The 20,588-nt window shown below is 29.1% G+C and carries 23 protein-coding genes, 1 other RNA gene and 1 pseudogene (1 of these 25 cut by a window edge); 5 read left to right on the plus strand and 20 right to left on the minus strand.

The features are described from left to right. The 3 genes from MTX53_RS12095 to MTX53_RS12105 all read right to left on the minus strand — a co-directional run. Nucleotides 1-366 carry the 5' portion of a GNAT family N-acetyltransferase gene (locus MTX53_RS12095; protein ID WP_244834007.1) on the minus strand. 486 nt of this gene lie to the left of the window's left edge, so only the first 366 of its 852 coding nucleotides appear in the window; its start codon is at nucleotides 364-366; the stop codon falls past the left edge of the window. A gap of 123 nt (nucleotides 367-489) precedes the next feature. Beyond that, nucleotides 490-1,254, minus strand: coding sequence for a tRNA threonylcarbamoyladenosine dehydratase (locus tag MTX53_RS12100; protein ID WP_244834008.1), 765 nt, complete (start codon nucleotides 1,252-1,254; stop codon nucleotides 490-492). Between the two features lie 29 nt (nucleotides 1,255-1,283). After that, the gene (locus MTX53_RS12105) at nucleotides 1,284-2,591 is read right to left on the minus strand and encodes a M18 family aminopeptidase (RefSeq protein ID WP_244834009.1); all 1,308 of its coding nucleotides are present in this window, start codon (nucleotides 2,589-2,591) and stop codon (nucleotides 1,284-1,286) included. Between the two features lie 266 nt (nucleotides 2,592-2,857). On the opposite strand from MTX53_RS12105, the gene MTX53_RS12110 reads away from it, so the two are divergent. From MTX53_RS12110 to MTX53_RS12125, 4 genes are all read left to right on the plus strand, one after another. Continuing rightward, complete coding sequence (locus MTX53_RS12110) at nucleotides 2,858-3,355, plus strand: PTS glucose transporter subunit IIA (protein WP_244834010.1); 498 nt, start codon at nucleotides 2,858-2,860, stop codon at nucleotides 3,353-3,355. A gap of 121 nt (nucleotides 3,356-3,476) precedes the next feature. Continuing rightward, the gene (locus tag MTX53_RS12115; RefSeq protein WP_244834011.1) at nucleotides 3,477-4,328 is read left to right on the plus strand and encodes a PRD domain-containing protein; all 852 of its coding nucleotides are present in this window, start codon (nucleotides 3,477-3,479) and stop codon (nucleotides 4,326-4,328) included. Nucleotides 4,329-4,549: 221 nt separating this feature from the next. After that, complete coding sequence (locus MTX53_RS12120) at nucleotides 4,550-6,205, plus strand: PTS transporter subunit EIIC (protein ID WP_244834012.1); 1,656 nt, start codon at nucleotides 4,550-4,552, stop codon at nucleotides 6,203-6,205. Nucleotides 6,206-6,322: 117 nt separating this feature from the next. Then, nucleotides 6,323-7,012 carry a 5'-methylthioadenosine/adenosylhomocysteine nucleosidase gene (locus MTX53_RS12125; RefSeq protein WP_244834013.1) on the plus strand — a complete coding sequence of 230 codons (690 nt, stop codon included), beginning with the start codon at nucleotides 6,323-6,325 and terminating at the stop codon, nucleotides 7,010-7,012. A gap of 60 nt (nucleotides 7,013-7,072) precedes the next feature. Here the strand turns inward: MTX53_RS12125 and MTX53_RS12130 are convergent, their stop codons facing one another. From MTX53_RS12130 to MTX53_RS12210, 17 genes and pseudogenes are all read right to left on the minus strand, one after another. Then, nucleotides 7,073-7,555, minus strand: a complete 483-nt coding sequence (locus MTX53_RS12130; RefSeq protein ID WP_244834014.1) for an NAD(P)H-dependent oxidoreductase — start codon at nucleotides 7,553-7,555, stop codon at nucleotides 7,073-7,075. A gap of 103 nt (nucleotides 7,556-7,658) precedes the next feature. Beyond that, nucleotides 7,659-8,801 (minus strand): toxic anion resistance protein, encoded by a 1,143-nt coding sequence (locus tag MTX53_RS12135; RefSeq protein ID WP_244834015.1) that lies wholly within the window; start codon nucleotides 8,799-8,801, stop codon nucleotides 7,659-7,661. Nucleotides 8,802-8,830: 29 nt separating this feature from the next. Next, entirely contained in the window at nucleotides 8,831-9,982 is a 1,152-nt protein-coding gene (locus MTX53_RS12140; RefSeq protein WP_244834016.1) for a 5-bromo-4-chloroindolyl phosphate hydrolysis family protein, read from the minus strand. A gap of 269 nt (nucleotides 9,983-10,251) precedes the next feature. Next, the gene (locus MTX53_RS12145; protein WP_244834017.1) at nucleotides 10,252-10,545 is read right to left on the minus strand and encodes a hypothetical protein; all 294 of its coding nucleotides are present in this window, start codon (nucleotides 10,543-10,545) and stop codon (nucleotides 10,252-10,254) included. A 270-nt stretch (nucleotides 10,546-10,815) separates the two neighbouring features. Next, nucleotides 10,816-12,072 carry a DUF1015 family protein gene (locus MTX53_RS12150; RefSeq protein WP_244834018.1) on the minus strand — a complete coding sequence of 419 codons (1,257 nt, stop codon included), beginning with the start codon at nucleotides 12,070-12,072 and terminating at the stop codon, nucleotides 10,816-10,818. 70 nt (nucleotides 12,073-12,142) lie between these two features. Then, nucleotides 12,143-13,051: a D-2-hydroxyacid dehydrogenase gene (locus MTX53_RS12155; RefSeq protein WP_244834019.1), complete on the minus strand. Its 909-nt coding sequence runs from the start codon at nucleotides 13,049-13,051 to the stop codon at nucleotides 12,143-12,145. A gap of 111 nt (nucleotides 13,052-13,162) precedes the next feature. After that, a complete protein-coding gene (locus MTX53_RS12160) occupies nucleotides 13,163-13,354 on the minus strand; it encodes a hypothetical protein (protein ID WP_244834020.1) in 192 nt (63 codons plus the stop codon). Nucleotides 13,355-13,454: 100 nt separating this feature from the next. Then, on the minus strand, nucleotides 13,455-13,703 hold the full coding sequence (locus tag MTX53_RS12165) for a pro-sigmaK processing inhibitor BofA family protein (RefSeq protein ID WP_244834021.1): 249 nt from the start codon (nucleotides 13,701-13,703) through the stop codon (nucleotides 13,455-13,457). Between the two features lie 18 nt (nucleotides 13,704-13,721). Then, nucleotides 13,722-13,994 carry a YaaL family protein gene (locus MTX53_RS12170; RefSeq protein WP_244834022.1) on the minus strand — a complete coding sequence of 91 codons (273 nt, stop codon included), beginning with the start codon at nucleotides 13,992-13,994 and terminating at the stop codon, nucleotides 13,722-13,724. 80 nt (nucleotides 13,995-14,074) lie between these two features. Beyond that, nucleotides 14,075-14,674, minus strand: a complete 600-nt coding sequence (gene recR / locus MTX53_RS12175) for a recombination mediator RecR (RefSeq protein ID WP_244834023.1) — start codon at nucleotides 14,672-14,674, stop codon at nucleotides 14,075-14,077. A 74-nt stretch (nucleotides 14,675-14,748) separates the two neighbouring features. Further along, the gene (locus MTX53_RS12180; protein ID WP_244834024.1) at nucleotides 14,749-15,090 is read right to left on the minus strand and encodes a YbaB/EbfC family nucleoid-associated protein; all 342 of its coding nucleotides are present in this window, start codon (nucleotides 15,088-15,090) and stop codon (nucleotides 14,749-14,751) included. A 68-nt stretch (nucleotides 15,091-15,158) separates the two neighbouring features. After that, nucleotides 15,159-16,811: a DNA polymerase III subunit gamma/tau gene (gene dnaX / locus MTX53_RS12185; protein ID WP_244834025.1), complete on the minus strand. Its 1,653-nt coding sequence runs from the start codon at nucleotides 16,809-16,811 to the stop codon at nucleotides 15,159-15,161. Between the two features lie 73 nt (nucleotides 16,812-16,884). After that, the gene (locus MTX53_RS12190) at nucleotides 16,885-17,046 is read right to left on the minus strand and encodes a hypothetical protein (protein WP_244834026.1); all 162 of its coding nucleotides are present in this window, start codon (nucleotides 17,044-17,046) and stop codon (nucleotides 16,885-16,887) included. Between the two features lie 236 nt (nucleotides 17,047-17,282). After that, nucleotides 17,283-17,549: signal recognition particle sRNA large type (gene ffs, locus MTX53_RS12195), an RNA gene on the minus strand. Nucleotides 17,550-17,824: 275 nt separating this feature from the next. Then, nucleotides 17,825-18,553 carry an amino acid ABC transporter ATP-binding protein gene (locus MTX53_RS12200; protein WP_280527250.1) on the minus strand — a complete coding sequence of 243 codons (729 nt, stop codon included), beginning with the start codon at nucleotides 18,551-18,553 and terminating at the stop codon, nucleotides 17,825-17,827. Beyond that, a complete protein-coding gene (locus MTX53_RS12205) occupies nucleotides 18,534-19,199 on the minus strand; it encodes an amino acid ABC transporter permease (protein WP_244834028.1) in 666 nt (221 codons plus the stop codon). Before MTX53_RS12205 ends, MTX53_RS12200 begins: the two co-directional genes overlap by 20 nt. An 88-nt stretch (nucleotides 19,200-19,287) precedes the next feature. After that, nucleotides 19,288-19,809: pseudogene (locus tag MTX53_RS12210) on the minus strand (transporter substrate-binding domain-containing protein); the annotation flags it as partial. A 210-nt stretch (nucleotides 19,810-20,019) separates the two neighbouring features. On the opposite strand from MTX53_RS12210, the gene MTX53_RS12215 reads away from it, so the two are divergent. Next, nucleotides 20,020-20,553, plus strand: a complete 534-nt coding sequence (locus MTX53_RS12215; RefSeq protein ID WP_244833335.1) for a DUF6431 domain-containing protein — start codon at nucleotides 20,020-20,022, stop codon at nucleotides 20,551-20,553. Nucleotides 20,554-20,588: the final 35 nt, after the last annotated feature.

A 20,588-nucleotide genomic window follows, 5' to 3' on the forward strand; every position in this document is an offset into this window, starting at 1 on the left:
TGAATCAGATGTTTTTATATTTCTTATAATTATATCTCTGCCTTTTATGTTTATTCCTACTTTTCTTAAAGATACATTATGCTTTTTCTTCGTAATTCCATAAATAACTTGATCAATATATTTATTATTTATGAATTCATTTTCTTTGAGTATTCCCTCAATTTCAAATCCATATTCAATGAAAACTTCAGCATTAATAATAATGTCTGTTATAATATTAACTTTATAAATATTATTATTCGCAAAAATAGAATACAATATAGTAGAAATTATTCCTTTTAAGAAATCATCATCAACCAATTTATATAATTTTAAATTTAAATAGCATGTTTTATGAATTTCATCTATTTTTACTAGTTCAAACATTCCAATGCTAATTTCATTTTGATCTTTTATAATATATTCTCTATCATTGCATTTGCTTCTTACAATTTTTGATTTGTTTTTTAGTAGATTCAGTTCAATAACTTCCTTCCTAATTAATAATATTTATTTCATTCCTATTATGCTTTTAATAACCTCTCCTGCAATAATCATTCCTGCAACAGGTGGAACAAAAGACATACTTCCTGGTATCTGCCTCTTATTTGCGCATTTTCTGCTACTTTCTCCTATACATACACATGCTTCTTTGCATGTAACAACATCTTCAGTGTATGGTTTTACTGGAATTTCTTCAGAATATAACACTTTAAGCTTTTTTACATTTCTCTTTTTTAATTCATGTCGCATAACTTTTGCAAGAGGACAAACCTTTGTGTCATAAATATCCGCTATTTTAAACTGTGTAGGATCAAATTTGTTTCCAGTTCCCATACAGCTTATTATATTTATGCCATTATTATAGCAATATTCTGCTATTGAAAGTTTTGCAGAAACTGTATCTATTGCATCTACAATATAATCAGCTTCTTTGTCTACAAGTTCTTTTATATTTTCATTTGTAGCGAGTATTCTTTTATCTATAACATTGCAATCCTTATTTATAGATAAAATTCTTTCTTTCATAACTTCAACCTTAGGGCGACTTATTGTTTTATATGTCGCATGAATTTGTCTATTTAAATTTGTAAGGCATACTGTATCATCATCTATTAATGTTATTTCTCCTACTCCAGATCTTGCTAATGCCTCAATTGTATAGCTTCCAACTCCACCGACTCCAAAAACTATAACTTTACTTTTCTTTAATTTATCTATTCCCTCTTTTCCTATTAATAATTCAGTTCTTGATAAATAGTTCTGTTTTAGCAATTTAATTCTCTCCTTAAATATTAAATAAATTAGAAATTTGAATTTAAAAACTTAGTAAACGCTTTTATAGTATATTCATTATCTTTTACTGCCATAAGTTCACGTATAGAGTGCATACTTAAAATAGGTGATCCCATATCTATAACTGGAATATTTAATTTTGAAGCACTTATTGGTCCTATAGTAGTTCCCCCTCTCATATCAGAGCGATTAACAAATTCTTGACATGGCACACCTATATCCATACAAATTCCTTTAAACACAGCACTTGTAAAACCATCAGTTGAATAGCTTCCTGATGCAGCACTTTTTATAACTGGTCCTTTCCCTAAAGTTGGTCTATTCGTAGGATCCGCTTTTTCTAAATAATTTGGATGAACTGCATGAACAAGATCTGCAGATATCATTATAGATGAAGCAAGTGCCCTTTTAAATTCTTCTTTTGTTTTGTTAAACCCAAATGCAATTCTTTCAAGAATATTATATAGAAGTAGAGAATTAGCTCCCTGACTTGTAAGACTTCCAATTTCTTCATTATTAAATGCAGCAATAATCTTTGTATGTTTTGTTTTTTCTGAATTATTAATTGCTTTTAATGATGAAAAAAACATCCATAAATCATCTAATCTTCCTGAAGATACGAATTCATTTTTAGCTCCTACATATTCTGCTTTGGTTGTATCATATAAAAACAAATCAAAATCTAATATTTTTTCTTTTTTTACTTTTAATTCAGAAGAAATAAGGTCATATAAAAAATTCTTTTTAGAAGAAGATTTATTCTCCAAGTCATTTAATGCACATAAAGGAAGTGTGTCTTTTTGCATATTATATTCATAACCACTATTTACATTTCTGTTCATATGAATGCATAAATTTGGTATTATAACAACTGGTCTTTCTACTTTTAGAAGTCTTGTTTCTGGCCTAAGTGGATTTTTACCTTTCAAAATAACTCTTCCTGCAATTGAAAGTGGTCTATCAAACCATGTACTTACTATAGGTCCACCATATACTTCTGTATTAAGTTTTATATAATTATGTAAAACTTCCATCTCAGGATTAGGTTTTATTTTAAAGCCCGGGGAATCTGTATGTGAACCTATTATTCTAAAACCATCTTCTTCAATATCTCCGCTTCCAGTTACAAAAGCAATTATTGAAGATTCATTTTTTTCAATATAATATTTTTGTTCTTTTTTTAGTTCCCATTTTTTTCTTTCATCTAATCTTATAAATCCATTAGACTCAAGAATATTTTTAGCAGTATCTGCTGCATAATATGAACAAGTACTGTTATCTATAAAATTCATTAATTCTTCTATATTTTTATTCATAAAAATTTCATGGTAAAAACCATAAATTCCTCCTTTTAAATAATATTTTATTAAAACTTAAAATTATTATATCATATGAGTATAATATTAATGATGTTATTTAATATTATGCTCTTTAAAAATAACCTGATTTTATATTGACATTTTCTAAATAAGCATATATTATATTATCATAACGTGTTACTGTTAGATCAGGCATAAGTTTATTATAAGCTTATGTCTTTTTTAATATAATTTAATATATTTTTGAAAGGATATGAAATTTAATGTTTAATTTTTTTAAGAAAAAGGAAACAACTGAAAATAATAACACTTTAGTATGTCCAATAGATGGAAAAACAATTCCATTATCAAAAGTACCAGATCAAGTTTTTGCTGAAAAAATGGCTGGAGACGGAATTGCAATTGATACTACTGGAGATACAGTAGTTGCACCTGCTGATGGTGAATTAACTCTTGTATTTAAAACAAAACATGCTTTTGCAATTACTTTAAGCAATGGAATAGAATTATTAGTTCATATAGGTCTTGATACCGTTTCATTAAAAGGTGAAGGTTTTGAACAACTTGCTCAGCAAGGTGATAAAGTAAAAGCTGGTCAGCCTATTATTAAAATAGACAGAAACTTTATTAAAGAAAAAGGTTTCTCATTAATTACACCAGTATTAATAACAAATGTTGATAAAGTATCAGAAATAAAACCTTTTGAAAACATAGATGCAAAATCTGGGGAAACAGTAGTTGCAGAATATACATTAGCTTAATAAAAAGCATACCCGGATAAATATCCGGGTATTTTTTTTATATTAATTATTGACAAAACATTATAATTAAGGCTAACATTGTAATAGTAAATTTTTTAACTAGTGGAGGTTTTTTATTATTATGAGTACAACTTTACAAAGTGATCAAATCGTATCAAAAGTCTTTAATAATAATATAATACTCGTAAATTCAGAACAAAACGAAAAAATTCTTTTTGCAAAAGGAATAGGTTTTGGGAAAAAATCAGGCACTAGAATTCCAAAAGGAACTGTTATAGACAAAGTTTTTATGATTTCAGATAAACAGAATGTATCAAATCTTAATGATCTTATAAAAAAGATAGATCCTGAATTTATTGCCCTATGCGAAGAATCGATTTACTATATATCAAAAGAACTTAATACAGACTTAAATGAGCATATCCATATAGGACTTATAGATCACCTTTTTATAGCAATACAAAGACTTAAAAATAATGATAATATTGAAAATCCTTTTTTGCTAGAAACAAAAACTCTATACCCTATTGAATTTGAACTAGCAAGATATGTTGCAAAAAAAATAGGTTCATTTAGTAATGTAGAATTTCCAGAAGACGAAATAGGCTTTATAACTCTTCATATTCACTCTGCTAGAAATGATGGTAAAATATCAAATACAATAAAACTAACAAGTTTATGGAAAAGAATTCTTATATTCTTAGAAGATGAACTAAATATAAAAATAGATCCACAATCTCTTGATTATACAAGATTTTTAACTCATATAAAATTTGCAATAAAGAGAATATTAAATAACCATCCAGAGAAAAATGAATTAACTGATGTTATAAAGAAGAAATATCGTACTTCTTATGAAATTTCACAAAAAATCGCCATAATTATTAAGGATGAATTTAATATTGAAGTATCTGATGACGAAATTGCATACCTTGCAATTCATGTTGAAAGGTTTAGAATTTATAATGCATAAAATAATTAATTTATTTTTTCAAAAACCTTTACATATCGACGTTATTGTGATATTATAATAATGTAAACGAAAGACAAACAAATACATTTATTAAGGTGTAACTGGTAGAGCAGGCAAGACTTAATATAGTTTTAAAAAATTAACTTTATATGTAGGTTGATTCTTTAAGACTATAATAAGTCTTTTTTATTTATATAATTTATTTGTAGGAGGTCTTTTATATGCTTAAATACTTACAAAGAATAGGTAAAGCGATCATGCTTCCAATAGCAGCATTACCTATAGCCGGAATTTTACTTGGTCTTGGTGGAGCATTACTTGGAATTGCAGGTTTAAAGGAACCACCCGCAGTTTACGCTCCGCTTATTGCATTCGTTAATATCCCATTTGTTACAGCTGTCTTAACAGTTATGAATAACATAGGTAATGTTATATTTGGAAATCTTCCAATATTATTTACCGTTGGTGTTGCTGTAGGACTTGCCAACAAAGATAAAGGTACAGCAGCCTTATCTTCAGTATTTGGATATATCGTAATGAATGAAGTTGTTTCTACATTACTTGCTCTTGGAGTTACTCAGCTTGGAACATTAACAAATGCTGCAGAAGCTGGACAATACTCTTCATATGTTACAACAAGTTTAGGAATATTTACATTAAACATGTCAGTATTCGGAGGTATCATAACAGGTATTGTTACTGCAATATTACACAATAAATATCATGAAATTCAATTACCTCAGATAATTGGTTTCTTCTCAGGTTCAAGATTCGTTCCAATAATTACTTCTTTAGTAATGGCTGTAGTCGGAGCTATCTTAGCTTTTGCATGGCCAGTAGTTCAAAATGGTATCTTAGGACTTTCAATCTTAGTAAAAGAAGCTGGTCCAATCGGAACATTCTTCTATGGAGTAATTGAAAGAGCATTAATTCCTTTTGGTTTACACCATGTATTCTATACACCATTCTGGTATGGTTCATTCGTAAATGCGAACATACTTATAAATGGTGAATGGACTCAGGTAGCAGGAGCTAACACAGCATACTTTGCTCAGATTTCTAGTCTTTCAAGCTTAGTTGGTGCTTCTACAGATACAATGAGCACTATAGTTAGTGGTACTACAAGATTCATGGCAGGTAAATTCCCATTCATGATGTTTGGTTTACCAGCAGCAGCATATGCAATGTATAAAGCTGCTAGACCTGAAAAGAAAAAAATTGTAGGTTCATTATTATTCTCAGCTGCATTAACTGCAATGCTTACAGGTATTACTGAACCAATCGAATTTACTTTCTTATTCGTTGCACCATTATTATATGGAGTTCACTGCTTACTTGCAGGTTTATCATTCTTATTAATGGATGTATTAAGAGTATTCGTTGGTATGACATTCTCAGGTGGTATTATTGACTATACATTATTTGGTTTACTTCCAGCTGGTGCCGGAGTTCCAAACAACTGGTATATGATTCTTGTAGTTGGTGTATGTTACGCAGTAATTTACTACTTCTTATTCTCTTTCATGATCAACAAGTTTAACTTAAAAACTCCTGGTAGAGAAGCTGATGATGAAGAAACTAAATTATATACAAAAGCTGATTACAAAGAGAAAAAAGCAAACGCAAAAAATGAAGTTAAACAAAACGCTCCTGAAGTATTAGAAGCTTTAGGCGGTGAAGAAAATATCGTAAGTGTAGATGCTTGTATTACTAGATTAAGAGTTGAATTAAAAGATAACGCTAAAGTTAATAAAGCTAAGATAAAAGCTTTAGGTGCTACTGGAGTTATTGAAGTCGGAAACAGTGTACAATGTATCTTCGGTGCAAAAGCTGATGCTTACAAAAATGCAATCAATGATATTATAGGTGAAGAATAATATCAAAATATATTAATAGGAAATGGTTTAGCTTAAAAGCTATACCATTTCTTTTTTTTATTATTTTTATGTTATAATAACAAGTAAATACTTATGTTAATTTTAGGAGGATTTTTAATGATTGGAATAATTGCTGCTATGTCAGAAGAACTAGAAATTTTATTAAAAGATATTAAACTTGAAGATAAAAAAGTAAATGCTAATATGACTTTTAACAAAGGAACTCTTCATGGCAAAGACATCGTTGCTGTTGTATGTGGAATAGGTAAAGTAAATGCTGCTATCTGCACTCAGATACTTATATCAGAATACAAAGCAGACAAAATAATAAATGTAGGCGTTGCTGGAGGAATAGGTAAAGACATATATCCAGGAGATATTATTATAGCTGAAAATCTTGTTCAGCATGATATGGATACATCTGCATTTGGAGATAAAATAGGTCAGATTCCAAGACTTGATACATATGATTTTAAATGTGATAAGACAATGATTGATATTGCAGAAAAAGCATGTAAATCTATTGGAAATTTAAAATATTTTCGTGGAAGAATTGCATCAGGTGATCAATTTATTGCAGATATCGAAAAAATAAAATGGCTTTACAAAGAATTTGGTGCTATATCATGTGAAATGGAAGGTGCAAGCATAGCACAGGTATGTTATCTTAGCAGTATTCCATTCGTTGTAATAAGATCAATATCTGATAATGCTAATAATGGTGCTCATATGGATTATCAAAAATTTATACCTATAGCCGTTAAAAATTCAACACAGATTATAAATAAAATGATTGAATTAATATAAAAAAATAGCTTCTGATATAAGTTCAGAAGCTATTTTAAAAATTCTATTTATAATTTATTTTTAAAAAAGTTGTGCTACTTTCTTAGCAATTCTTTCTCCAAATATTCTTGCATCTTCATCTTCATTTTCTGAAATTTCATTTATATGAACATAACCTATATGAGTTTTAGGTTTTCCAAATGCTACTCCACCTGAATAAATTACCATTCCTTTTACCATCATATGATTTACTACTGCTAAAAGAGCTATATCAGCTCCTCCTGTAACTACATTTGCTGTTGAGAATACAGCACCAAGTTTTCCTTCAAGATTTAATGAGCCTGACTCATCAAACCATTTCTTTAATTCCCATGACATATTAGCATAATATGTTGGTGTTCCAAATATTATACCATCTGCTTCTTTTAAGTAATCTTTATCTATATTATCTATATTCATTGTTTTAACTTCAATATTATCTACTCTTTTAGTACCTTCTGCAATCAAATTTGCAACCTTTTCAGTTTTTCCTGTTCTACTTACATATAATATTGCAATTTTCATTTATATATTTCCCCCTCTAAGTTTATAATATTTTCATATTAGCATACTATAAATAATTAATCAATTTTACTCTACTATATATTATATCCTAAATCTCACTTAATTATTTTCTAAGAGTTAAAAGCTTATCTTTTAGCTGATTTTCTATATCTGTTAATTCTTTTTCTGCTTCTATTCTCTTTTGCTTACCTTCTGTCTGAATTCTAAGCACTTCATCAAGTGTTGATATAAGAGATTCATTAGTATTTTTAAGAGTCTCAATATCTACAATTCCACGTTCAGATTCCTTAGCAGTTTCAATTGTTGACATCTTTAATACTTCTGCATTCTTCTTTAAAAGCTCATTTGTCATATCTGTTACTTCTCTTTGTGCCTTAGCTGCATTAGCTGAATGAGCAACACCGAGTGCCAAAACCATCTGGCTCTTCCATAAAGGAATTGTATTTACAATTGTAGACTGTATCTTCTCTGACATAAGCGAATCGTTATTTTGCACAAGTCTTATCTGTGGAGCCATCTGTATAGAAATCATTCTTGTAAGTTCAAGGTCATGTATTTTTTTCTCAAAGCGATTACACATAGATAAAAAATCATTCATAGTCTGAGCATCTTCTGGCAGACCGCTACTTTCAGCTTTCTGTTTAAGAATTGGGAGTTCCTCATTTTGAACTTTTTCAATTTTTTTCTTTCCTGCTAAAATGTACATTGATAATTCTTTAAAATAAACCTTATTTGTATCGTACATTTTGTCTAGCATCGCAATATCTTTTAAAAGCTGAATTTGATGTTTTTCAAGCATATTGCATATATTATTTATATTTCCTTCTACTTTTGTATATTTTGTTTTAAGTGCTGCAATTTTATTTTTTTGTTTATTAAAAAAGCCAAATATTCCTTTTTTCTGATTATCATCTTCAAATGTTTTTAATTGACCTACAACATCAGTAAGCATATTTCCCACTTCGCCAAGATCTTTTGTTCTAACATTATTTAAAGCTGTTTCAGAAAAGTCAGCAATTTTCTTCTGTGCACCAACACCATATTGAAGTATAGAATTTGAATTTTTAATATCTATTTTTTCCACAAAATTATCAACCATCTGTTTTTCTTCATCTGAAAGATACTTTTCATCATCAAACTTTTTAATCTGAGTTTTTTCATTTTGTGTTTCAATCACATTTTCTTCCTGAACAAATGGATCATCGAATTTAAGCTCAGGAACTTTCATTTCCTTCTCATCATTCATAATAAAATTTTCCTTTCATTAACCAGATTTTACTTTTCAAAATCTCCTTTAGTAAGTCCTTCCTGCTTAAGTAATGTATACATAACAGAAATATCAGTAGACACGTCCATTGCAACATCTTCAAATAAATTGTCAAAAAGCTTTAAGAACGAATCATTTATAACATCTAACATGTTTTCTATTTCTTCCTTTGTCTTTACTATATTGTCAGATTGAACATCTTCGGCGTCTAATGATTTATACTCATTTAAAAGTTTTAATGTAGTAGGAAGATAATAATTTATAAACTTATCCACCTCATTAACTTTTTCAGGATTTTCTTTTATACACTCTAGTATTCTTCTTATAATATTCTGAAGTTTATTAAGCTTTTCATTCACTTTTTCATTTTTGATAAAAGAATTTATATCACTTATCTCTTTAATATACTTCTCTCCTGTTTCAACTACTAAACGAAGCTGCTTTTTTTGAGGATCAGCCATCTCTGCTTTTTCCTGCTCTTCCCTTTTGATTCTTTCTTCCTTTTCTTTTTCAAGATTATTTTGAAGGTTTATATATTCATCATAAGCACTATCATTTAGCATAAAATAAGTCTCATCTTCTGAAATATGTCCTTCAGGAAACATCTCAAGTCTAATCATATCTCTTACATCTTTTACTATAAATTTCTCTTTCTTATTTACAGATTCAGAAAATTGTTTTATAGTACAATATTCATGGCTTTGAAGTATTTCTACATATTTTTTAAATCTTTTTATTCTATTTCTTGTTTTTAATCCACTACCTATTAAAATCATACCAACTAAAGAAAATATAATAGATAAACTCATACCAGCAACTAACCACCAAAAGAATTTCATTTGCAATATAAAAAACAATACTCCTATACTTAAAATTGACAAGAAAAATAAAGTAAAAAGTATCCATCCAAAAGTCAAGTATAATATTGATGCTACATTTCCAGGAATCTTTGAACATATATAAGCTGATATTTTTACATCTTCAGGTTCAGATGAAGAATTATCATTTGTATATTCGTTTTCTTTATTACACCTATCATTAAATTTATTTTTATATCCTTTAAATGTATGCTTTATATCATGAAAAGTAGATGAATCTAAAGCCCTATCAACAGAGTTTAATATCTGCTCCTCTAAATCTCGAAAATATCTTCTATACATCTAGACGTGTTCTCTCCTCTCACTTCTTTGAATAAATTCCGTATAATTTTATTATATATTTGATTACTATTTATGTAAATAAGAAAAAAAGTCTGAATATATATAAGTAGGCAATAAATACTACGTACATAAATACATAGAGTCACCATTATCTAGCGACTTACATTTATTTTGTTTTTTACATTCATCTAGAAATTTTATAAGTGGTATTGGAAGGTTTCTAATACCTTGTTTCCAATATAATTAATTCAACCGCTTAAAATTAAAATTTATCTTTTCTTAATACACATCCCTACAATCATGCCAAGGAGAATACCAAAACTTATTCCATAAGAAAGTGTCACAATCCCTAATAAACTCAATACACTTCCAAAGCATATTCCTAAACACGTTCCAGCAGACATATAATTATTTCCATCTTCTTTATTAATTGATTTCTCCCCATTCATACCTTTCTGTTTTTTGATACTTAATTCACCTTTTTTGTTCAAATTTGATAACGCAACTGCAGCTGCAATTCCCATAACAACCCAAGGCAATGCTTCCAATAAAAAATCTGCCATTTTATTATCCTCCTTAAAATTATAATTTGTACTTTCATCCACAAAGTTTACTTTCTCATTTGAAATGTTTTGATTTTTAACAAAGCTTTATTTTCTCTTTGGGAAATGTAAAATTATTTAAGTAAATCATTTTTTCTTCTTTACATAAATTGGGGTTAAACTTCCACCCCTTTTGACTTATAGTTAAATACTTTCCTATTATTATCAATGCAAAAAATATAAAACTCCGGGCCTCGAAGGTTTCCGGAGTATGATCCAATATTATTATATTTACTTTAATTCGTGAATGAATAATCCACTTCTAAGCTTAGGTTCAAACCATGTAGACTTAGGAGGCATTACTTCACCAATATCTGCAACATTCATTATGTCGTGAACTTCAGTAGGATACATTGAAAATGCAATTTTCATATCAGAATTCACTCTTTTTTCAAGTTCCTTAATTCCTCTTATTCCACCTATAAAATCAATTCTATCAGATGTTCTTACATCTTTAATTCCTAAAATAGGAGTTAAAATATTGTTTTGAAGTATCGCAACATCTAATTGATCTATAGCATCATCAGGATCAAATGAACCTTTCTTTGCCTCTAAAGTATACCATTCATTTTCAATATCCATACCAAAAGTATGCTTCTTTTCAGGCTTTACTGGTTTATTTCCTTCAGATTTTTTAACAATAAAGTTCTCACTTATTTTGTCTAAAAGCTCTTCTTTTGTATATCCATTTAAATCTTTAACAACTCTGTTATAATCCATTACCATTAAATCATTATCTGGAAATGCAACTGCTAGAAAATAATTAAATTCTTCATCGCCAGTATAGTTAGGATTCTGTTTTCTTCTCTTTAAACCAACTTTGACAGCAGAAGCACTTCTATGGTGTCCATCTGCTATATAAAGATTATCTATTTCTTTAAATAAATCAATAAGCTCATTTATTATGATCTCATTATCTATAACCCATACAATATGAGTAATTCCATCATCAGAAGTAAAATCATATATTGGCTTTCTCTTGCTTTCATTTTCAACCCATGCTTCAATAATTTCAGAAGCTATCTGATCTTCTTTATAAGTTAAGAAAATTGGTCCTGTATTTGAATCACAATAGTCAACATGATTTATTCTGTCTTGTTCTTTATCCGCTCTTGTAAATTCATGTTTCTTTATTACATTGCTTAAATAATCATCTATTGATGCACAGAAAACTATTCCAGTCTGAGCTCTTCCATTCATTATCTGTCTATAAATATATAAACATGGCTTTGCATCCTGAATAAATTGTCCCTTATCTATCATTTCATTAAGATTACTTTTTGCTTTTTCATATACTCTTTTATCATGAACATCTATTGATGGATCTAAATCAATTTCCGCCCTGTCAACATGTAAAAATGAATATGGGTTTCCTTTAACCATCTCTCTTGCTTCTTCACTATTCATAACATCATATGGAAGTGCAGCAATTTTTGATGCAAGTTCGGGTATCGGCCTTATTGCTCTAAATGGTCTTAGTACTGTCATTTATTATTCCTCCAATCATTTAAATAAAATCAGTAAAAGATATTCTTTTACTGATTTTTAATAGCTAATATTAAAGCTTAAAAAATTCTTTTAATACTGAAACTACTTCTTCACCAATTCTTGTTTGTGCTTCTTTTGTAGAAGCTCCAATATGTGGAGTAACACTTACCTTTGGATTATTTATTAATTTTTCATTATTTGTAGGTTCTTTTTCATAAACATCGATTCCTGCTCCTGCGATTTCATCATTATCTAAGGCTTCAAGAAGTGCTGCTTCATCAACGACCTTACCTCTTGCACAGTTTATTACAAATGCAGTCTTTTTCATTAATGCTAATTCTCTCTTGCCGATTAATGATCCAGCATTTTTATCATAAGGTACATGAAGAGATATAAAATCTGAAACTTTTAATAAATCTTCTAAAGATTTAAATTCATATGGAAGCTTATCATCTTTTCCAAATATGTCAGTATAGACAACTTTCATTCCTAAAGCAGTAGCTTTTTCTGCTAAAGAACGACCAATTCTTCCCATTCCAACTATTCCTAATGTTTTTCCTAAAATTTCTACGCCTTTATACTTTTTCTTATTCCATTCACCATTTCTCATGGTAACATTTGAAATTGCAACATATCTTGCTAATGCAAACATATGAGCAAGAGCTAGTTCTGCAACTGAGTTAGAACTTGCATGTGGAGTATTTCTTACAGTTAATCCCTTACTTTCAGCATACGCTTTATCAATATTATCAATACCTACGCCTGCTCTTACTACTAACTTTAAGTTGCCCCCATTTTCAGAATCAATTACATCTTTTGTGATTTTTGTAGCTGATCTTATAACAACAGCATCAAAATCCTTTAACTTTTCTCCTAAAGAATCTTGATCAATATGATCATTTACCACTTCTACTCCTAAGTTTTTTAGTGTCTCGATAGCTTGATCCTGAAGTCCATCATTTGTCAATACTTTTAACATTTAAAAATCCCCCTCTAAAATTGCTAAAACTACTCGCTCAATACTTAAAAACTTATTACTAATTTAAAACTTAAAACTTATTCTATATTTTACTCCTTATTTGTATTAACTTCAATATCTATTTTCATTTTGATCTTCATCAAAATATAATACTGATTCTGTTTCTCTACAATATTTTACACATATACATTGTCCAAAATTTCTAGGACACTTATAGCATAAACATCTAATATCTTTTCCATCACATTTTCCACTTTTTAAATCAGGGCAATATTTACAATTCACCCCATTACCTGCTGCCATATTTATTCCTCCTTTGTTTTATATATAGTAAAACTGCTTATGATAAATATTCATAAGCAGTTCTTATTTGCAAATATTCTCAACTTTCCAAAGTCCTCTGTCACATAAATAATTGTATCACGATTAGCATTATTATACCAGGTATTCCTAAAAATCCAGCTATAAGAGCAGTTATCGCATTTATCGGAAGTGAAAAATTTATTAAACTTCCTGCAAAATTAAACGCAAAAAGCATAATAACACCAATAACTCCATTGAGTAATATTTTTATCGGCCACTTTATAAACTTTATAAATACATATAATAAAAGTATGCCAGCCAGTCCATAAATTAAATATTGTTCACCCATAAAAATCTCCTATTTTTTCTAAAGAGTATACATCCTATCAACTATATAATCTGTACTTACAGTAATACCACGTTTTCTTGCAACAGATATAAGATACTCATATCGCTTTTTAGCTGCTTCTTCCGTAAAGATAGCAAGTTCAATTAGTTTAAAATCATTAACATTATTAAACATACTTCTTGCAACATCAAGTTCCATCTTTGCATTTTCCATATCAGAAATAAGTTTCCTATCCGCATCTAGTACTGTCGATTTATTAAATAGAAATTTAAAAACGCCATCTCTATTCATAAATATCCCTCCAACATTTCTTATTATAAGTTTATCCATAATATTGGAGAAATATGACTTATATTATTTCATAATTTTTATTATATCTCTTTTCTTCCTTCAAGAGCCTTTGAAAGTGTAACTTCATCAGCATATTCAAGGTCTCCTCCAACTGGTATTCCAGCTGCTATCCTTGTAACTTTTATATCAAGAGGTTTTAATACTTTAGATATATACATAGCTGTGGCTTCGCCTTCAATAGTTGGATTTGTTGCTATAATCACTTCTTTAACATTCTGGTTCATTCTTGCAACAAGTTCTCTTATATGTATATCCTGAGGGCCTCTTCCCTGCATTGGAGATATGTTTCCATGAAGTACGTGATATACTCCATTATATTCCTTTACTCTTTCCATAATCATTATATCTTTTGGCTGTTCAACTACACATATTGTTTCCTTATCTCTATTAGGATTAGAACAGATAGGGCATGGATCTGAATCTGTAAAATTTCCACATACAGAACAGTATTTTATTGTTCCTCTTGCTTTGACTAAAGCTTCTGCAAATTCTCTAACCTCATCCTCTGGAAGATTCAGTACATGAAGAGTAAGCCTTTGTGCAGTTTTCTGACCTATGCTTGGAAGCTTAGCAAATTCTTCAATAAGCTTTTCTATAGCCACAGGATAAAAATCTAGCATATATAAATCTCCTTTTCTTTTTATAAAATTTTAAAAAAGGCTGCCTAATAGCAGCCCTTATAGATTAATATCTATTAAAATAATCCACCTGGCATTTTTCCTGTAATTTTGCCCATCTTATCTGCAGTTTCTTCATCAGCTTTTTTAAGTGCTTCATTAACTGCTGTCATAATTAAATCTTCAAGCATTTCAACATCATCAGGATCAACTGCTTCTTTCTTTATTCTTATAGATGTTATTTCTTTCTTTCCTGTAGCTTTAACAACTACAGCTCCACCTCCAACAGATGCTTCAAACTCTTTTTTTTCAAGTTCTTTCTGAGTTTCCTCCATCTGTTTTTGAAGTTTTTGAGCCTGCTTCATAAGATTATTCATGTTTCCTCCCCCAAAACCTCCTGGGAATCCGCCTCTTGCCATAAAAAGTCCTCCTTCTCAATCTTTTTAAAAATCATTTTTATTATAAATCATTTCGTTAAATTTAACAATTATTCATCAATAACATCTATAGGAAGACCTGCCATTTCATTTTTTATAAGCTGCTCAGTATTTTGAGCTGTATCTTCAGAATCTTCTATTATATATTCTATATGCAAATTTTCTTTAAGCACTTCTGAAAATACATCATCTACGATATGGCTGTTTTCCTTTTTTTCTAATCTATTTTTATTAAATCCATACATTTTATCATACTTAAGCGTAATGACCCCATTTTTAGCCTCTACAGGCTTTGCAGTAACAATTGAAGCATATACTATCATTGCCCTCTTTACTTTAAACCGTTCTAGAATTTCAGTCCACGCTCTTCTTACATCATCTATCTGTATTTTACTTTCAGAATTTTTTTCTTTCTTATTTAAATTCTCTGAACTAACTTCTTTAATATTGGATTTAATTTTATTTTTACCTGTATCAGGAATATTATTAACCTTTTTGTTTTTTATATCTTCATCTTCATCTTTTTTTGTTTCTGTCTGTACTTTTATAGCTCCTGATTTAATTTCATTCTCAAGTCTATTTATTCTAAGCAAAATCATCTCATTTGAAGTATCATATTCAATTTTACACATTTTTACGAGTGCAAGTTCTAAATAAATCCTACTTTGTTTACTTGCCTTAGAATTTGATTCTGCAGACTGAAGAATTCTTATATGTCGCATTATTTCTTCTACTCTAAAATTCTTAGACTGCTTTTTTATCTTTTCTATATTTTCAAGTGACATATCAAGCACTTCTTCTGGATTATTTGTGACCTTAACCATAAGAAGATTTCTAAAATGACTTATTATTTCTTTTATAAAAAGATACATATCTTTACCTAAAGATACCATTTTTTCTGTTATAACCATTACTTTTTGAATATTTCTTTCAGCTATACCATCTGTTATGTCAAATAAATATTCATTATTTACAAGTCCAAGCATATTAACAAGATATTCATAAACGATCTCATTTTTGCCCATAGATATAGCCTGATCAAGAATACTTACTGCATCTCTCATTGCTCCATCTGATACTCTTGAAATAAGCTCAAGGCTTTTCATATCATATGATATGTTCTTAGCTTCTGCAATCTCTTTAAGCCTATTTGTCATAGATTCTTTATTTATTCTTTTAAAATCAAATCTTTGGCATCTTGAAAGTATAGTTACTGGAAGCTTTTGAGGATCTGTTGTAGCTAATATAAAAACGATATTAGAAGGTGGTTCTTCTAATGTTTTTAAAAAAGCATTTACAGCTCCTTGAGAAAGCATATGCACTTCGTCTAATATGTAAATTTTATATTTTGCATCTTGTGGAGGATAATTAGTATCATCAATTAAATCTCTTATATTTGATACTCCATTATTAGATGCTGCATCAAGTTCTTTTACATCAATGCATGTTCCTTCATCAATTTTTTTGCACATCTCACATTCATTGCATGGTTCTCCATCTTTTAAATTATTGCAATTAAGAGCCTTTGCAAGAATTTTAGCTGTAGTAGTCTTTCCTGTTCCTCTTGTACCACAAAAAAGATATGCATGTGCTATTCTACCAGTTACTATTTCATTTTTTAAAGTTTCTGTGATATGTTCCTGACCTACTACGTCTTTAAAAACACGAGGTCTCCATTCCCTATATAACGCTTTATATCCCAAAGGCTGTCACCTCACTAGTTTTATTCTTTATTAAATATATTATACACCAATATAGTATCAATATAACGAAAATTTAATTCAAAATTATCTTCTCATTATTCCATATTCTTAATATTTTATCTTGATTTATATTATATTTCATGCTCAATTCAATTACTGTATCTTCAAGTGAACAATGATTTAGCTTTCTTTCCCTAACCTCTGATATTATTTGTAAAACTTTTTTAAATCCCATGTTTATTCCCCCATTATCCCATTTTTGAGGTGACAGAACTTTATTAATTAGCCATATTATAATTATATTCAGAGGTTTTCAAATTATTCCATTTTTAAAAAAGAAAATGAGGAAATTTTAAATCTTTACAGAAATAAAATTTCCTCACTTTCTTATCCTATTGTCCTATGTTAATCCTATTGAAGAATAACCTAATTTTATGTATCTGAAATTAAAACCTAATAACATAATAAAAGCCATGCACCCTACCTCGATGATAATATTCTATGTGGTACAATTGCAGTTAACTCAGACCAGATTTATCCACGGCACATGAAAGAGACCACTTATCGCTGCTTCTTTCCAGACCTGACGAGATTCGTGGGGTTCCATTGCGTGGGACCCAATCCTCAACATCACTTGCAAAAGTCAAACCATAAAATATTAAAACCTACGTAAGGACTTAAATCCTGCTATAGCGGATTGCAGGTTACAGGGCACCGCTAACTCCCCATCTAGCATGGCTATGGTGGAATGCTGAGGATTCGAACCTCACAAATTTAATATTCTGTCCCCTCTGGACGCGAAACCATATTCACACTATTATTATATTAAATAAAATAATTTTTTATTCATAAAAAACCATTTTAATTTGATACTTATTTATAATAACATATGAAACCTATTATTTCAAGTATGATTACTCTTTTTTTAGTTCTTTAAAAATATTATATAAAAACTGTAAAAAAGCAATAAAAACGATTATTGCTTTTCTTAATATACATTTATTCTTTTATTATTAGGCATTAATTACTTTATCTAAAAATTCTTTACATCTATCACTCTTAGGGCTTGTAAATATTTCATCTGGTGATGAATTTTCCATAATATATCCCTTATCCATAAATATAACTCTATCTGAAACTTCTTTGGCAAATCCCATTTCATGAGTAACTATTACCATTGTCATTCCTTCTTTTGCAAGATCTTTCATAACTTTAAGAACCTCTCCAACCATCTCAGGATCAAGTGCTGATGTAGGTTCATCAAAAAGCATTATTTTAGGATTCATTTGAAGCGCTCTTGCAATAGCAACTCTTTGTTTTTGACCTCCTGATAAAGTATCTGGATAAACATCCTTTTTATCCGCAAGACCTACTTTTTCTAAAAGTCTTACTCCTTCTTTTTGAGCTTCTTCTTTTGTCATTTTTTTTAACTCAACTGGTGCAAGAGTCATATTTTCAAGTACTGTAAGGTGAGGAAAAAGATTAAAATGCTGAAATACCATTCCAATATTCTGTCTTAGTTTATCTATATCTTTTGTATTTACAATGTCTTCTCCAAGTATTGAAATATTTCCTGCCTGTATTTCTTCAAGTTTATTTAAGCATCTTAAAAGAGTACTTTTACCTGAACCTGATGGTCCTATTATACATACAACTTCCCCTTCATCAACGTTGAGAGATATATCTTTTAATACTTCTACTTTTCCAAACTGTTTTTTTATGTTAGTTGCTTCTATGACCACTTTCAAGTCTCCCTTCAATATATTTTGACAATAAACTTAATACTGTAATTAATATAAAATACATTATTGCAACTATTGCATATGTTTGAAGCGGCTTGAAATTTCTTGCGACAATTATCTGTCCACTTGCTGTAAGTTCTTTTATAGTTATTACTGATAATAACGAAGTATCTTTTATTGTTACAATAAATTGGTTTATAATTGATGGAATCATTACTCTTATAGCCTGTGGAAGAATAACTTTTCTCATTGTTTTTACATAACTAAGTCCAAGACTTCTTGCTGCTTCCATCTGACCTACGTCAACAGCCTGTATACCTGCTCTGAAAATTTCTGACATATATGCTCCAGCATTTAATGTGATAGCAATTATTGCGCATATCATAGGATTTGTACGATCTGCAATAAGCGGTGCTATACCGAAATATATGAATAGTGCCTGCACCATTAATGGTGTACCTCTTATTATGTATAAGTAAACAAATGCTATTGATTTTAAAACTTTTGTTTTACTTATGCTAAATATTCCAATAATTATACCAAGAATAAATGCTAAGAAAAGTGAAATAGCTGAAATTTCAATTGTTACCTCAAGTCCGCTTATAAGACTTGACAAACTATCCTTTAGTATCTGTAAAATCTGCATTTTTTGCTCTCCTTACTATCTATTTATAATATCATCAAATCGTGGACACATATATATTTTCTCTGCATCCACGATTAATTTACATTTTCTATTTTCCTATATATTGGTTTACTATTTTATCATATTCACCATTATCTTTTATTTTCTTTAATCCTTCATTGAATTTCTTTAATAATTCTGTGTTCTTTCCTTTGTTAACTGCAAATCCATATTCAACATTTGTTATTTTGTCTCCAGCCATCTTTAATTTAGATCCTGAATCTACCTTGATTTTGTAAGCTATAACTGGGTAATCTTCTAATAAGAAATCTGAATTTCCATTTTCAACATCTAAGAACATTGTTGGAGAATCTTCAAAATAGTTTAATTTTAATCCATATTTATCTTTATTATCTTCTGCAAACTGAGAACCTGCTGTACCTTTTTTTATTGCTACTGACTTTCCTTTTAGATCAGCTTCTCCATTAATAGTTGTATTTTCTTTATTTGTAACTATTGAAAGTCCAGAATCAAAATATCCATCTGAAAAGTCAAGTGACTTCTTTCTGTCTTCAGTCATACTTATTCCTGCAATAGCACCATCTAATTGATTAGATACAAGTGCTGGAATAGTATAGAATAGCATTTTATATGATGTTAAAAAATTTAAATATCTTCAAAATAAATAAAGAGCAAGCATTATTTGCATGACTAAATTTTAGTCAAAGTATTTAATGCTTGCCTTTTTTAGTATATTATTATTTTATATTATTCTTAGAAAGGAAAAAAGCAGAGCAACACCACCGACCAAAGTTTTGTTGCTCTGCTAACCATAAATTCTATGATAACTAATATTTATGATACAAAAATCATATCTAATTTAGATTCAAAAATCAAGTCATTAACGCAAAAATCCTATGATAAATTTATTAAAGACATAGATTTTCACAAACTTACTTGTTCCTGCGGAAGGTCCGGGCAGCTTGTAAAGCATGGTTATTACAAGAGAACTGTTAAAAACAGTGATGGCAAGATATCTATAACAATTCTTAGAGCAAAGTGTACATGTTGCAATAAAACTCATGCTATATTTCCAGAGTGTATTGTACCTTATTCTCAAATTCTTTTATGTGATCATATTTCAATTATTAATGCTTATAATTCCAAAGCTTCTTTTGAACCCATTATGATAGCTAATGAATTTATCGATGAAAGCAATATTTTTTATATAATAAAACAATATCTAGAGCATTGGAAGGAACGTATTACTTCATTTAAAATTTCATTAGATTTAAGTATTTCAAAGCAATGTTTAAAAAACTTTAAAAGACAATTTATGCAAATTAAATGCATCAATAATATTTTATTTTCGTAAAACCACATAACTTAGTTTTACTGTTAATTTATGTA

The organism is Clostridium sp. BJN0001, assembly GCF_022869825.1.
In the GTDB taxonomy this organism is placed as follows: domain Bacteria; phylum Bacillota; class Clostridia; order Clostridiales; family Clostridiaceae; genus Clostridium.

Excerpts from the sequence above, each read along its gene's own strand:
- MTX53_RS12190 (WP_244834026.1), bottom strand. The coding sequence starts at position 17,046 with ATGGGATTTAAAAAAGTTTTACAAATAATATCAGAGGTTAGGGAAAGA.
- MTX53_RS12205 (WP_244834028.1), bottom strand. The coding sequence starts at position 19,199 with ATGCAGATTTTACAGATACTAAAGGATAGTTTGTCAAGTCTTATAAGC.
- MTX53_RS12120 (WP_244834012.1), top strand. The coding sequence starts at position 4,550 with ATGCTTAAATACTTACAAAGAATAGGTAAAGCGATCATGCTTCCAATA.
- MTX53_RS12115 (WP_244834011.1), top strand. The coding sequence starts at position 3,477 with ATGAGTACAACTTTACAAAGTGATCAAATCGTATCAAAAGTCTTTAAT.
- MTX53_RS12180 (WP_244834024.1), bottom strand. The coding sequence starts at position 15,090 with ATGGCAAGAGGCGGATTCCCAGGAGGTTTTGGGGGAGGAAACATGAAT.
- MTX53_RS12130 (WP_244834014.1), bottom strand. The coding sequence starts at position 7,555 with ATGAAAATTGCAATATTATATGTAAGTAGAACAGGAAAAACTGAAAAG.
- MTX53_RS12215 (WP_244833335.1), top strand. The coding sequence starts at position 20,020 with ATGATAACTAATATTTATGATACAAAAATCATATCTAATTTAGATTCA.
- MTX53_RS12140 (WP_244834016.1), bottom strand. The coding sequence starts at position 9,982 with ATGTATAGAAGATATTTTCGAGATTTAGAGGAGCAGATATTAAACTCT.
- MTX53_RS12165 (WP_244834021.1), bottom strand. The coding sequence starts at position 13,703 with ATGGGTGAACAATATTTAATTTATGGACTGGCTGGCATACTTTTATTA.
- recR (WP_244834023.1), bottom strand. The coding sequence starts at position 14,674 with ATGCTAGATTTTTATCCTGTGGCTATAGAAAAGCTTATTGAAGAATTT.
- MTX53_RS12125 (WP_244834013.1), top strand. The coding sequence starts at position 6,323 with ATGATTGGAATAATTGCTGCTATGTCAGAAGAACTAGAAATTTTATTA.
- MTX53_RS12145 (WP_244834017.1), bottom strand. The coding sequence starts at position 10,545 with ATGGCAGATTTTTTATTGGAAGCATTGCCTTGGGTTGTTATGGGAATT.
- MTX53_RS12105 (WP_244834009.1), bottom strand. The coding sequence starts at position 2,591 with ATGAATAAAAATATAGAAGAATTAATGAATTTTATAGATAACAGTACT.
- MTX53_RS12150 (WP_244834018.1), bottom strand. The coding sequence starts at position 12,072 with ATGACAGTACTAAGACCATTTAGAGCAATAAGGCCGATACCCGAACTT.
- MTX53_RS12170 (WP_244834022.1), bottom strand. The coding sequence starts at position 13,994 with ATGAATAGAGATGGCGTTTTTAAATTTCTATTTAATAAATCGACAGTA.
- MTX53_RS12135 (WP_244834015.1), bottom strand. The coding sequence starts at position 8,801 with ATGAATGATGAGAAGGAAATGAAAGTTCCTGAGCTTAAATTCGATGAT.
- MTX53_RS12110 (WP_244834010.1), top strand. The coding sequence starts at position 2,858 with ATGTTTAATTTTTTTAAGAAAAAGGAAACAACTGAAAATAATAACACT.
- MTX53_RS12160 (WP_244834020.1), bottom strand. The coding sequence starts at position 13,354 with ATGGCAGCAGGTAATGGGGTGAATTGTAAATATTGCCCTGATTTAAAA.
- MTX53_RS12155 (WP_244834019.1), bottom strand. The coding sequence starts at position 13,051 with ATGTTAAAAGTATTGACAAATGATGGACTTCAGGATCAAGCTATCGAG.